At 66.1% G+C, this 13023-nt stretch carries 9 protein-coding genes, 1 pseudogene and 2 riboswitches; of the genes and pseudogenes, 6 read left to right on the forward strand and 4 right to left on the reverse strand.

The annotated features are described in order from the left end of the window. Window positions 1-419: 419 nt before the first annotated feature. Entirely contained in the window at window positions 420-1358 is a 939-nt protein-coding gene (locus AB3X95_RS38385; protein ID WP_368623954.1) for a flagellar brake protein, read from the forward strand. A 73-nt stretch (window positions 1359-1431) separates the two neighbouring features. Here AB3X95_RS38385 and AB3X95_RS38390 read toward each other — a convergent pair whose 3' ends face one another. The 4 genes from AB3X95_RS38390 to cobW all read right to left on the reverse strand — a co-directional run bounded on the left by AB3X95_RS38390 (window position 1432) and on the right by cobW (window position 8114). Then, the gene (locus AB3X95_RS38390; RefSeq protein WP_368623955.1) at window positions 1432-1971 is read right to left on the reverse strand and encodes a VWA domain-containing protein; all 540 of its coding nucleotides are present in this window, start codon (window positions 1969-1971) and stop codon (window positions 1432-1434) included. A 131-nt stretch (window positions 1972-2102) separates the two neighbouring features. Next, window positions 2103-3194 (reverse strand): ATP-binding protein, encoded by a 1092-nt coding sequence (locus AB3X95_RS38395; protein ID WP_368623956.1) that lies wholly within the window; start codon window positions 3192-3194, stop codon window positions 2103-2105. Next, window positions 3191-7009, reverse strand: a complete 3819-nt coding sequence (gene cobN, locus AB3X95_RS38400) for a cobaltochelatase subunit CobN (protein ID WP_368623957.1) — start codon at window positions 7007-7009, stop codon at window positions 3191-3193. Before cobN ends, AB3X95_RS38395 begins: the two co-directional genes overlap by 4 nt. Window positions 7010-7022: 13 nt before the next feature. After that, entirely contained in the window at window positions 7023-8114 is a 1092-nt protein-coding gene (cobW, locus tag AB3X95_RS38405; RefSeq protein WP_303246724.1) for a cobalamin biosynthesis protein CobW, read from the reverse strand. Between the two features lie 202 nt (window positions 8115-8316). Next, a riboswitch (cobalamin riboswitch) is annotated at window positions 8317-8595 on the reverse strand. Between the two features lie 80 nt (window positions 8596-8675). Beyond that, window positions 8676-8945: riboswitch (cobalamin riboswitch) on the forward strand. A 243-nt stretch (window positions 8946-9188) separates the two neighbouring features. Between cobW and cobA the strand changes: the two are divergent. From cobA to bluB, 5 genes and pseudogenes are all read left to right on the forward strand, one after another. Next, a pseudogene (cobA, locus tag AB3X95_RS38410) lies at window positions 9189-9914 on the forward strand (uroporphyrinogen-III C-methyltransferase); the annotation flags it as partial. A 63-nt stretch (window positions 9915-9977) separates the two neighbouring features. Further along, a complete protein-coding gene (locus AB3X95_RS38415) occupies window positions 9978-10412 on the forward strand; it encodes a cobalamin biosynthesis protein (protein ID WP_368623974.1) in 435 nt (144 codons plus the stop codon). Next, window positions 10409-11011, forward strand: a complete 603-nt coding sequence (gene cobO / locus AB3X95_RS38420) for a cob(I)yrinic acid a,c-diamide adenosyltransferase (protein WP_018421084.1) — start codon at window positions 10409-10411, stop codon at window positions 11009-11011. Before AB3X95_RS38415 ends, cobO begins: the two co-directional genes overlap by 4 nt. A gap of 3 nt (window positions 11012-11014) precedes the next feature. Next, window positions 11015-12367, forward strand: coding sequence for a cobyrinate a,c-diamide synthase (locus AB3X95_RS38425; RefSeq protein WP_368623958.1), 1353 nt, complete (start codon window positions 11015-11017; stop codon window positions 12365-12367). Next, window positions 12351-13010, forward strand: a complete 660-nt coding sequence (gene bluB / locus AB3X95_RS38430) for a 5,6-dimethylbenzimidazole synthase (protein WP_368623959.1) — start codon at window positions 12351-12353, stop codon at window positions 13008-13010. The genes AB3X95_RS38425 and bluB overlap by 17 nt, the downstream gene beginning before the upstream one ends. Window positions 13011-13023 lie beyond the last annotated feature (13 nt).

The raw sequence follows: 13023 nt of genomic DNA on the forward strand, positions 1-13023 counted from the left end.
CCGCATTCCGCATCAAGCGCCCACACTTATCGGCTGTTAGTTTTTAAAGATCGATCCGCCCCACCCGCAGCACCTGAACCACCACCCGGCACTGCTTCGTTTGCGTCGCTGCGTCTGCAGCAGAGAAGCGAGATTATGGAGAGCGGTCGACAACCCGTCAAGCCCCTTCTGCGAATTTCTTTTGGGAGCAAAGACTCTCGTCTCCATCTCCTTGCCAACATCCGCAAAAGAGTCAACTCACGTCAGACCTAAAAAGAAGCAAAAATAGTTAGTCCTCCAATTCAATCCACTGAAGTCCAGATACCGATAAAACAAAGTAGTCCGAGCACAGCTCGAATCCGCCACCGGTCCCCAAGTTAAAGTTTTACCCTTCCTCGCCGTCAATCAGATCATCCCGCCACTTAAATTCGCTGCCGACTATGGACAATCCCGTCGACGCACACGTCGAGGAAACCCAGCGCGCCGCTGCATCGCCGGCGCTCGAACCTGATTCAGTGCCGGTAGGCACGCCGCTCCCATGGCCGATCGTCGATGCCGACGGTACGCTGCTGTTCGCAAGCGCGACGACGCTCGCGACCACCGACGAACGCGCCTTTCTGTTCCAACACTTCCACCCGCACCGCGGCGACCTGCACGACCTCGGCGCACAACAACCGCCGGCGCCCACGACCCAGCCCGACGAGATCGGCGAGCTGACGCTGAAAGACATGCACCTCGAGATCGGCGCATTGATCGGCATGCGTTCGCAACTCGGCAGCGGCGCGCCGATGCACCCATGCCGCATCATCGGTTTCGCGCCGAATCATGCGCTGTTCGTCACGCCGCCGATGCAGCAGGGCCAACCGCTGCCGCTCACGCCCGGCGAGAACGTCGAGCTCGTCGCGATCGCGAGTCAGGCCGTGTTCCGTTTCGTCTGCACGGTCGAAGCAGTCTGCCGCGTGCCGTTCGACTATGTCGTGCTGTCGAGACCCGGCATGGTCCGCCGGCTACGCGAGCGCAAATCGATCCGCGTCCACGCGCATCTGCCCGTGCGGTTTGGCATCGGTGGGGCCGGCGACACGTACGAAGGCCTTGGCCTCGCCAAAGGCATCAGCGCACTCGGCATGTCGTTGTGCGCGTCATGGACACTGGGCGAGGTCGGCGAGCGGCTGCGCATCGCGTTTCGGCTGAAGTCGGCCGAATACGATTCGCAGATCGAGACGATGGCAGTGATCCGCAACGTTCAGAAGGGCAAGACGCCTGGCGAGCCGTCCATGCATGGGCTCGAACTGGATCAACTCGATTCCGCTCAACAGATGGCGATGAAGGTGTTCGTGTTCGATCGTCAGGAGGATGTGCAGCACTGGTCCAACGGCTGAAATAAGCGCTATGGCTGACGAGCGACGCGCGTGCGAACACAGCAGTAGTCCGAGCTCGCTGCGCACACATCGATCAGCCGATCAACTGTTCCGGCGTCAACCGCCGCGCTCCCCACGCATTGGCGAGCACTTCGCAACGGCCGAGCCGTATCGCACCACGCTCGAAATCGACGAAAACGACTTCGTCGGCGTCGGCCGGCCGCGCGGGTTCGTCGCGCGTGCGGCCGTCGGTCAGAATCCAGAGCCAGCGCTGCTGGGCCGGCCGTCGCCGCGCGCAGCGCTCGAGCAAATGCGCGGCGTTCCGCACGCCCGACGCGAGCGGCGAGCCGCCACCTCCGCCCACGGGCGCGAGCCATCGCTCGTTCCACCAGCGCGGCACGGCGGGGCCGAAGCGTATGTCCGCGCCCGCACCGCCGAAGCAGATCAGCGCAGCCTCGGTGCGCATCGCACTCGCACGGTCGAACAAGGCAGTCAGTAGCCCCTTCGCGAGCGCGAGGCGTTGGCCCGCCAGCATCGACCCGGAGCAATCGAGCACGAAGCAATGCAGCACACCGCCGCGCGGCGCTTCGCGTGCGAAACGCAGATGCTCGCGACGCAGCGTGCGCTCGCGCATCGCGGCGAGCGTCGGTGGCCAGGCAATGCGCCGGCCCGGTTCGCCGCGCGACGTGTCGCGCGCATCCGCCCCCGCACCTTGCGGCCATCGAAAACCGCTGCGCGAGTCAGCGGCGGCGCCCTTCCGATGGCTCAGCGTTTTTTTGCGTCGAGCGGAATGACGCCTTTGACGGGCACAGTCGCGGTCGGCTCGGGCGGCAGGTAACCCCAGTCGGAGTCAGCGGAGGATATCGCCGTATCGCTGGACGCACCCCCAGCGACGCCCTGTGACCGCGCCTCGCTTTCCGGCTGACGCTGATTCCCATGTTGCGAATCATGCTGACGTCGCCGATGAAGCAGCACCGCATCGGCGACGCGCTCCACATGTCCGACCGTCACCGCATCCGTCTGTTCGAACGCGGCCAGCGCACGCGCCGCGCGCAGCATCACGAGGTCGGCGCGCAGGCCGTCGACGGCCGCGTCGATGCACAACGTGCTCACGCGCGCATGGACGGCGTCATCGAACGCCAGCAGCGGCAGCGCCGCGCGCGCCGAGCGAATTCGCTGCACGTATGAAGCCTGCTGCTCCGCATAAGAGGCACGAAACCTCGCGGGATCGAGATCGAACGCGAACCGCGCCTTGACGATCGCCTGTCGCACCTGCGGCTCGAACGCGTTCTGCAACTCCACCATCAGACCGAAGCGGTCGATCAGTTGGGGCCGCAACTCGCCCTCTTCGGGATTCATCGTGCCGATCAGCACGAAGCTCGCGTCATGACTGTGCGACACGCCATCGCGTTCGACGGTATTCACGCCGCTCGCCGCCGCATCGAGCAACGCATCGACGAGCGCATCGGGCAGCAGATTGACTTCGTCGACGTACAGCACGCCGCGATGCGCCTTCGCGAGCAGCCCCGGCGAGAAGCGTACCGAGCCGTCGCGCAGCACGGTTTCGATATCGAGCGTGCCGATCAGACGATCCTCGCTCGCGCCAAGCGGCAGATTCACGAGCTGCCCTTCCGGCAGCAGCTCGGCAAGAGCGCGCGCGGCGGTCGACTTCGCGGTGCCGCGCGGTCCGCTGATCAGTACGCCGCCCAAGCCCGGATCGATCGCAGCAAGCACCAACGCCTGCTGCAACGAGGCCTGGCCAATCAGCGCGGCAAACGGAAAAGCCGGCCGCGATGCTGTGCCCGACACAGAGCCCGCGCTGCCTACGTCGTCCGTTCCTCGCATCGCTCCATTCATGTTTGTCTTCCTTCGATCTGCTGTTCGCTCGCAAGCAGATGCGCTTCCACCTGCGCGCGATAGTCGCCCGGCTGCTGCCACAGCCCTCGCTGCATCGCTTCGAGCAAACGCTCGCAGATCGAATGCAGCGCATGCGGGTTGTGCCGTTGCATGAACGCGCGGGTGTCAGCGTCGTTCAGATAAGCATCGGCGACGAGCGCGTATTGATGATCGGCAATCACGCGCGCGGTCGCGTCGTAGCCATACAGATAGTCCACGGTCGCGGCGATCTCGGCCGCGCCCTTGTAGCCGTGGCGCTTCACGCCATCGAGCCATTTTGGATTGACGACGCGCGAGCGGATCACGCGCGCAATCTCCTCCTGCAGCGTCCGCACGCGCGGGGCGGCCGGATTGCTGTGATCGGCGTGATAGACACTCGGCTGCTGACCGGCCAGATGCCGTACCGCCGCGACCATGCCACCCTGAAACTGGTAGTAGTCGTTCGAATCGAGCACGTCGTGCTCGCGGTTGTCCTGGTTCTGCAGCACCACATCCAGCGCAGCGAGGCGCGCGCCAAACGCTTGATGCGCCTCCTCGCCCGCGCTCTTCTGCGCATACGCATATCCGCCCCACGCCTGATACGCGTTCGCCAGATCGGCGTCGGTCTGCCACTCGCGCGAGTCGATCATCTGCTGCAGACCCGCGCCGTACGCGCCGGGTCGCGCGCTGAACACGCGCCAGCCGGCGCGCTTGCGCGCATCGACCGGGTCCATGCCGCGGGCGATCAACGCATCGCGTTCGCGCTGCACGCGCGCGCGAATCGGATTCAGCTCCGCGGGCTCGTCGAGTTCGGCAACCGCCTGCACGGCCGCATCGAACAGATGCATCACGTTCGCGAACGCATCGCGAAAGAAACCGGATACGCGCAACGTGACGTCGATACGCGGCCGGTCGAACGCTTCGATCGGCATGATCTCGAAGTCCGTCACGCGATGACTGCCCGGCGCCCACTTCGGCCGCACGCCGAGCAGCGCGAGCGCCTGGGCGATATCGTCGCCGCCGGTGCGCATCGTCGCGGTGCCCCAGACCGACAGGCCGATTGCGCGCGGATAATCGCCATGCTGCTGCAGATGCCGCTCGATCAGTTGCTGCGCCGATTTCAGGCCGAGTGCCCACGCGGCTTGGGTCGGCACCGCGCGCGTGTCGACCGAATAGAAGTTGCGGCCAGTGGGCAATACGTCGGGCCGACCGCGCGAAGGCGAGCCGCTCGGACCTGGCGGCACGAAACGCCCTTCGAGGCCGCGCTTGAGCTGCGTCATTTCCTGCGGGCCACAGGCGTCGAGGCGCGGCAGCACGTCGCCGCGCAGGCGCGCGATCACCTGTGCCGCTTGCGGCAAACTTTCGTCGCCTGTGGGGACGGCCCCCGAACGATCCGCGTCATCGCAATCGACACCGCAGACGCCGCGCAACAGCTCGCCCGCAAGCAACTCCAGGCGCTCGCGGGTATCGCCGCAATGTCGCCACGGTGCGTCGCTGACCCGCTGTAAAACTTCGGGACGCGGGCCGTCCCATGCGGCGGCCCAATCCACGCTCAACGGATCGAACAGATGATCGATGCGCAGATCGCGCGCCAGCGCGTCGACGAGCCCTGCCTTGCCGCCCTGTCCATCGCCGATGGGAAAGCGCCCGAGCGCGAGCAGCGTATCGCGTCGCTGCACGCCGCGCGGCGACTGCCCGAACGTATGCAGGCCATCGCGAATCTGCGCTTCCTTCAGCTCGCACAGCCACGCATCGACGCGCGTGAGCAGCGCGTCTTCATCGTCCTGTCCGTTCGGCGCCGCGAGACTCAGCTCTTCGTGCAGCCGATGCTCGACGATCGTCGTCAGAATCGTGCGACGCAAGAGCTTTGCGCGACGCGAATCGACCATCAATGCTTCGTAGTATTCGTCGACCTGCCGCTCGAGGTCTTGCAGCGGCCCATAGCTTTCAGCGCGCGTAAGCGGCGGCATCAGATGATCGATGATCACCGCCTGCGCGCGCCGCTTCGCCTGGCTGCCCTCGCCCGGATCGTTGACGATGAACGGATACAGATGCGGCATCGGCCCGAGAATCAGATCGGGCCAGCACGCATCGCTCAGCGCGACGCTTTTGCCCGGCAGCCACTCCAGGTTGCCGTGCTTGCCGACGTGCACGATCGCGTCGATGCCGAACTGGTGGCGCAGCCAGAAGTAGAACGCGAGGTACGCATGCGGCGGTACGAGCTCGGCATCGTGATAGCTCGCATAGTCGCCTTGTTCGCGCGAACGCGAAGGCTGAATGCCGACGAACACCTGCCCGCAGCGCCAGCCCGCGATCATGAAGCGGCCGCGCCGCAGCGTCGGGTCCTGGTCGGGCTTGCCCCAGCGCGCGTTCAACGCGTCGCGCACGCTCGCCGGCAATGCGTCGAAATGCGCGCGATAGTCGTCGAGTGCGAGGCTTTGCAAGGCCGGACGCAGATCGCGGACGACCGGATCGTTGGTCACGCCCTCGGTCAGCCTGTTCAACAACGCGTCGCCGCTGTCTGGCAATTCGCCGACACGATAGCCTTCATTGCGCAGCATCGACAGAATGCCGACCACCGATGCCGGCGTATCGAGCCCCACGCCATTGCCGATGCGCCCTTCGCTCAGCGGATAGTTCGCGAGAATCAACGCGACTTTCTTGTCGGCGTTATCGAGCGAACGCAGACGGCACCAGCGCCGGCTCAGCTCGGCGAGAAAGCGCACCCGTTCGAGGTCGGGCTGATAACGAACCACGTCGACCTGCGTATGCGCACAGCGATACGCGAGCCCCTTGAAACTGATCGCGCGCGTGATGATGCGCCCGTCTACTTCGGGCAGCGCGACGTGCATCGCGATATCGCGCGAATTGAGGCCGTGGTTGTCTTTCCGCCAATCGTCGCGATTGCCGCCGCTCAGGATCACCTGGAACACCGGCGCATCGCCGGCGAGTGCGAGCGGCTCGGGGTCGTCGATCGCGGACGCGGCGAACGCGGTGGTGTTCAGCACCAGCGCGACGCCATGTTGCGCGCACAGCGACTGCACGACATCGCGGCTCATCGCATCCTTCAACGACGTGATCGCGAGCGGCAGCGGATTGAGCCCTTGCGCTTCGAGCGCATCGATCAGCGCATCGAACACCGCGGTATTGGCGGCCTGCAGATGCGCCTTGTAGAACAGGATCGCGACAACCGGCGCGTCCTGCCGCCAGCGCGCCTGCCAGTCGGCGACCGTAGGCGTATCGCGCTCGGGGTGATACAGCGACGCGGCCGGCAATGCGCGCGGCGGCTCGGGCTCGCGCCCCCAACCGAGCGCGCGGTACGCGATACAGCGCAAAAACGCCTCGGCGTTCTGCGGACCGCCCTCGCGCAGATAGCGCCACAACTGCTGACACAACTCGGCGCTTGCGGTACTGCGCGCGAGCAGGTTCGGGTCCTCCTGCAGATCGCCGGAAAACATCGCGAGCGTTTGCTGTTTGCGCTGCGCGAGCGCGACGACCTGCTCGATGCCGTACGGCCAATACGCTTCGCCGCCGAGATGATCGACGACGACCACGCGCGCATGCTGCAACACGTCGTCGAGATAGAAATCGACCGAGGCCGGCTGACGCAGATACGTGACGTTCGCGAGCCGCACACTGGGAAAGCCGTCGCCGAGACGCGGCACCACGCTCGCGAGCAGCGACAGTGTGGTGTCGGCGGAACTGAGCACGACGATATCGGCGGGCTGCTGATCGATGCGGATCACGCCCTGCGTATCGTCGACGAAACCGCCCGGCGTCGTGCGCAGCAAATGCATGCTGGTGCGCCCGTTATGCCGTCGCGTTCGACGTCGCGCCGAGCGCCGCGTCGAACGCCTGTTGCAGCGCGGGTTGATCGAGGTCTTCGCCGATCAGCACGAAGCGGCTCAGGGCGTCGTCGCCGTTTTCGCCCGCCTGCCAGCGCCGGTCGAAGTAGCTGTCGAAGCGCCGGCCCACGCCTTGGATCACGAGGCGCATCGCCGCGCCCGGCAGTGCCGCGAAGCCTTTGACACGGTAAATCGTGTGGTTTTCGACCAGCGTCTGCAACGCGGCGAGCGCCGCGTCGCGCGACGGCACCGATGCCTGCACGACGACCGAATCGAATTCGTCGTGGTGATGATCGGGGTCGTCGGCGGAACCGTGGTGGTCGTGACGCAGATGGATCGTCTGTTCCGACGCCGCTTCGAGCCCCAGCAGCGTATGCAGGTCGAGCTGTCCCCGCTGCGCGCGCACGATCTTCACCTGCGGCGGAATCTCCGCGCGGATCGCGGCTTCCACTTCGTGCTGCCGCGCGTCGTCGATCAGATCGGTCTTGTTCAGAATCACCAGATCGGCAGCCGACAACTGGTCTTCGAACAGCTCGTGCAGCGGCGACTCGTGATCGAGATTCGGATCGGCCTTGCGCTGCGCATCGACGGCGACCGGGTTATCGGCGAACTGGCCGCTTGCGGCGGCCGGGCCGTCCACCACCGTCACCACTGCGTCGACCGTGAAGCCGTTGCGGATCTGCGGCCAGTTGAACGCCTGCACGAGCGGCTTCGGCAACGCGAGCCCCGAGGTTTCGATCAGCACATGATCGAGTTCGTCGCGCCGCTCCGCGAGCTTTTCCATCACCGGGAAAAACTCTTCCTGCACGGTGCAGCACAGACAACCGTTCGCGAGTTCATACAATTGCCCTTCGGTCTCGACGCCGTTTTCATCGCAACCGATGCCGCAGCCCTTGAGGATTTCGCCGTCGATGCCGAGTTCGCCGAACTCGTTGACGATCACCGCGATGCGCTTGCCGCCCGCATGCTGAAGGATGTGCCGCAGCAACGTAGTTTTGCCACTGCCGAGAAAGCCGGTAACGATCGTGACGGGAATCTTGCGCAATTGAGTTTGCATCGTGAGGTCCATCCCTTTGCGTTGCATCGGTCTGCCGCAAGTTCCGCGCATCGGTCGGCATCGGCTGGCGAATGGAGCGAATGAAGCACGCGCAACAGTACCAGCGATCACCAGACACGGGGACGAACGACGGCATTGCCGCGACAACGGAAATACAGAAAGCGGAACTGAGGTCATGAACGCGCCGCCGCATCCCCGCGGCGGTCGTTCTGCTTCTTCGGGCCGGTATCCGGGCTGGCGAAAGCGCCGCTTCCCCTTCCCGGACGAGTGGTTTCTCGTCCAGTGGTGATATGTCGACGCGACCTTGCGCGAGGACATCGAAGCCGGCACCGCGGCGCCCGGCTATCAAGCCGGAACCGCTTTTCGCTTACCGTTGCGGGGACAGCACAGGTTAGCCGCTCTAGCGCAGATGGCTCCCTGTTTCCCGTTTAACTGCATGCGCACGAACGCGCACGCGAGCACCCAAAGTGCGTGCGAGTGTAGGCCCCCGGGCATGCGCAGTCAAGGAACGCGGGGCGCCGGAAAGCGCCGCCGAGGCTTATCCGGCAAGGCGTCATGTGCTATCGTATGCGCGCGTTTGGTGCCCGCACATGCGCTCGCATGTGCAGTTAAACGGGAAACAGGCAGCGCGTCGCGCGTTCAACCTGTGCTGTCCCCGCAACGGTAAGTGACCTGCGGCGCGCGATTCGATTCGCCTTCGATTCCGCTGTGCCGCGCATGCGTTTTTTGATGCCACTGTCCCCGCGAATCCGCGGATTCGCAAACCGGGACGGGAAGGCGAAGCGCGTGAGGCCGCCAGCCCGGATACCGGCCAGACGCGGAGGCGGCGCCGCATGCATCCGTGCATCGGGTTGCGCCGCCGGCCGCCGGAATCCGCGGGGAACGGATGTGAAGGCGTAGAAACGTGGCATCGCGTGTGTCGTGGTGTTCTCTCTGAAGAATCCGCCGCGAACCGCACGAGTGGCCGCGCCCCGATTCGCCGTACCGCATGACATCCATATTCACCGCCGCGTGCTCCGTCGCACGCCGCTTCTCTCCCCCCAGCTCCGCATGGCATGCGCCATGCACGCCGCGATGACGCGCGCCTGGCTGATCGGCGCCGGTCCCGGCGACGTCGAACTGATGACCCTGAAGGCCACCCGTGCGCTCGCGCAGGCCGATGTCGTGCTGGTCGACGATCTGGTCAATCCCGACGTACTGCAGTTTGCAAGCGCCAACGCGCAAGTCGTATACGTCGGCAAGCGCGGCGGCCATCCGTCGACTCCGCAAGCGGACATCGTCGCGCAAATGCTCGGGCATCTGCGCGCGGGACGCAGCGTGGCGCGGCTCAAAGGCGGCGATCCGTTCGTGTTCGGCCGCGGCGGCGAAGAATTGCAGGCGCTGCAGGCGGCCGGTATCGAAGTCGACGTGATCAACGGCATCACGGCCGGCATCGCCGCGCCCGCGACGCTCGGCATCGCGGTCACGCATCGCGATTACGCGCAGGGCGTCGTGTTCGTCACCGGCCACGGCGCCGGCGGTGGCGAGCCGGACTGGGCCGCGCTCGCCGCGACGCGCATGACGCTCGTGATCTATATGGGCATGCGGCGGCTCGGCGAAATCGTCGGCGCGTTGCTCGCGGCCGGCATGTCCGCCGATACGCCCTGCGCGGCGATCGAATCGGCGACGCGGCCGGAGCAGCGTCACGTGCTCGCGCCGCTGCGCGAGTTTGCCGAGGCGGTCGTGCGCGCGGGGCTCGGCTCGCCGGCGATCGTCGTGATCGGCGGCGTGGCCTCGTTCGCGCTTGCGCGTGATGCGGCCAAACGCGACGGCCGAGTCGATCACGAACAAGCTGCGAGCGCGATTAAAACGCTGAGCGTCGGCATAGGTTGCCGCTTGCACAGCGATGCGGCTGACATCGAAGCCGCCGTGCGCGCAGCTCTCGGTTCGAATGCCTTCGAGCAGATCCACACCATCGCGACGATCGACGCCAAAGCCAACGAAGCAGGTCTGCTCGAATTCTGTTCGCGCCATCAACTACCGCTGCAACTGTTCAGCCGCGAGCAGATCGCCGCCGCACCGGTCGCGTCGCCGTCGGCGGCCGCGCGCGCGCATCTTGGTGTCGACGGTGTGTGCGAACCATGTGCGCTACTGGCGGCAGCAGCGTCGGTCCGCGCGACAATCGCGCAAAACGCACGTCTGGTCGTACACAAGACCACGCACGCCGGCATTACGGTCGCGATTGCGGCGGCCAGCGACAGCGCACCCGGCGACGTAGCGCCCTTCCATCCCGCCCCTCAAGACCAGGACCTCCGATGAAAACCGATCCCGAATCGCATCAACGCATGACCGAACGGCGCCGCGAAGGCCACGAAAAGAAGCAGGCCAGCGCCACCGTCGAAAAAGGCCTGCTGATCGTCAACACCGGCACCGGCAAGGGCAAGAGCACGGCCGCGTTCGGCATGGCCGTGCGGGTGCTCGGCCACGGCATGCGGCTGGGCGTCGTGCAGTTCATCAAGGGCGCGCTGCATACGTCGGAGCGCGATTTCCTCGGCGCGATCGCGCAATGCGATTTCGTCACGATGGGCGACGGCTACACGTGGAACACGCAGAACCGCGAAGCCGACATGGCGACCGCGCGCAAGGGCTGGAACGAAGCGCGGCGGATGATCGAAAGCGGCGACTATCAGATGGTGATCCTCGACGAACTGAACACCGTGCTGAAGTACGAGTACCTGCCGCTCGACGAAGTGCTCGCCGTTATCAATGCGCGCGCGCCGATGCTGCACGTCGTCGTGACCGGGCGCCATGCGCCCGACGCGCTGATCGAAGCCGCCGACCTCGTCACCGAAATGCGCGCGATCAAGCATCCGTATCGCGAGCAGGGTGTGAAGGCGCAGCGCGGCGTGGAGTTCTGAGCGATGTCCGCGCCCCCCAACGGGACTTCCTTCGGGGCGCCCCCCAAGGGGACTCGCTCCGCAGCGTGCCCCGCGCTGTTCATCAGCGCGCCCGCCTCGGGACAAGGCAAGACCACGATCACCGCGGGTCTCGCGCGCTATCACCGGCGGCTCGGACGTCGCGTGCGCGTGTTCAAGACCGGGCCGGATTTTCTCGACCCGATGATCCTCGCGCGCGCGAGCGGCGCGCCGGTGCTGTCGCTCGATCTATGGATGGTCGGCGAAAGCGCGTGCCGCAACCTGCTCGCGCAGGCGGCACAAGAAGCCGATCTGATCCTGATCGAAGGCGTGATGGGCCTGTTCGACGGCACGCCGAGCAGCGCCGATCTGGCGACCACGCTCGGCGTGCCGGTGCTTGCGGTGATTTCTGCGCAGGCGATGGCGCAGACCTTCGGCGCGCTCGCGTTCGGCCTTGCGCGCTTCAGAGCGCAACTGCCGTTTCATGGCGTGCTCGCGAATCGCGTCGGTTCGGCCCGTCACGCGCAGATGCTGCAGGAAGCGCTGCCGCCCGAACTGCGCTGGTGCGGCCACATCGCCGCGAGCGACGAAATCACGCTGCCCGACCGGCACCTCGGCCTGCATCAAGCCGATGAGATCGACGATCTCGAAGCGCGCCTCGAACACGCGGCGGATACGCTCGCGTCGACCGCGCTCGCCGAACTGCCGCCGCCGGTCGATTTCGGCGCACCGTCGCCCGAGGTGCTGCCGCGTCTGCTCGAAGGCACGCACATTGCGATCGCGCGCGACGCCGCGTTCTCGTTCATCTACCCCGCCAACGTCGCGCTGCTCGAAGCGCTCGGCGCGCGGCTCAGCTATTTCTCGCCGCTTGCCGACGAAGCGTTGCCCGCCGACACGCATGCGCTCTATCTGCCGGGCGGCTATCCCGAACTGCATATGGCGACCCTCGCGGGCAACATGAGCAGCGCGGCATCGATCCGCGCGCACGTCGCGGCGGACAAACCGGTGGTCGCCGAATGCGGCGGCATGCTCTACCTGCTCGACACCCTGACCGACGCGCAAGGCACGCGCACGCGGATGCTCGGCCTGCTGCCCGGTCACGCGACGATGCAAACGCGCTTCACGTCGCTCGGCATGCAGCAGATCGACGGCCTGCACGGCACGCTGACCGGCCACACGTTCCACTACTCGAAGCTCGCCACACCGCTCGAACCGCAGCGCTTCGCCACCCGCGCGCACAGCGACACCCCCGGCGAAGCGGTGTTCCGCGTGGGCCCGATTGTGGCAACCTATATGCACGCTTACTGGCCCTCCAACCCGGCTTTCACGGCCGCCCTCTTTCATGGCGAAGCCTTTTGACGACTCCGAGCGCGAGGCGGTCTATCGCGCGATTTACGAACGCCGCGACATGCGCCACTTCGTACCCGATCCGGTCGATCCGGCGGTGCTGCGGCGTCTGCTCGACGCGGCGCATCATGCGCCGAGCGTCGGCTACATGCAGCCGTGGCGCGTCGTGCGCATCACCGATGCGGCGCTGCGCACGGGCTTGCGCGACATCGTCGAGCGCGAACGGCTCGCTACCGCCGACGCGCTCGGCAAGCGCCGCGACGAGTTCATGAAGCTGAAGGTCGAAGGCATGCGCGATTGCGCGGAGCTGCTGGTGATCGCGTTGATGGACGGGCGCGAGCGGCACGTGTTCGGCCGTCGCACGCTGCCGGAGATGGACCTCGCTTCGGTCGCGTGCGCGATCCAGAACATGTGGCTCGCCGCGCGCGCGGAAGGACTCGGGCTTGGGTGGGTGTCGCTGTTCGATGTCGACGCGGTGCACCAGCTACTGGCGATGCCGGAAGGCGCGCGGCCGGTCGCGATTCTGTGTCTCGGCCACGTCGATGCGTTCTACAGCAAGCCGATGCTCGAAACGGAGCGCTGGGCGAGCCGTCTGCCGCTAGCCGATTGTGTGTTCGAAAACCGCTGGCCACGCGGCAAACCGGTGCCGGAATAACCGACACGCACGA

Origin of the sequence: Paraburkholderia sp. BR13444, assembly GCF_040948755.1 — a bacterium.
GTDB lineage: Bacteria > Pseudomonadota > Gammaproteobacteria > Burkholderiales > Burkholderiaceae > Paraburkholderia > Paraburkholderia youngii.

What these genes read in the sequence shown, in the direction of transcription:
- AB3X95_RS38395 (WP_368623956.1), bottom strand. Translation starts at nt 3,194, where the DNA reads ATGAATGGAGCGATGCGAGGAACGGACGACGTAGGCAGCGCGGGCTCT.
- cobO (WP_018421084.1), top strand. Translation starts at nt 10,409, where the DNA reads ATGAAAACCGATCCCGAATCGCATCAACGCATGACCGAACGGCGCCGC.
- bluB (WP_368623959.1), top strand. Translation starts at nt 12,351, where the DNA reads ATGGCGAAGCCTTTTGACGACTCCGAGCGCGAGGCGGTCTATCGCGCG.
- AB3X95_RS38425 (WP_368623958.1), top strand. Translation starts at nt 11,015, where the DNA reads ATGTCCGCGCCCCCCAACGGGACTTCCTTCGGGGCGCCCCCCAAGGGG.
- cobW (WP_303246724.1), bottom strand. Translation starts at nt 8,114, where the DNA reads ATGCAAACTCAATTGCGCAAGATTCCCGTCACGATCGTTACCGGCTTT.
- AB3X95_RS38390 (WP_368623955.1), bottom strand. Translation starts at nt 1,971, where the DNA reads ATGCGCGAGCGCACGCTGCGTCGCGAGCATCTGCGTTTCGCACGCGAA.
- cobN (WP_368623957.1), bottom strand. Translation starts at nt 7,009, where the DNA reads ATGCATTTGCTGCGCACGACGCCGGGCGGTTTCGTCGACGATACGCAG.
- AB3X95_RS38385 (WP_368623954.1), top strand. Translation starts at nt 420, where the DNA reads ATGGACAATCCCGTCGACGCACACGTCGAGGAAACCCAGCGCGCCGCT.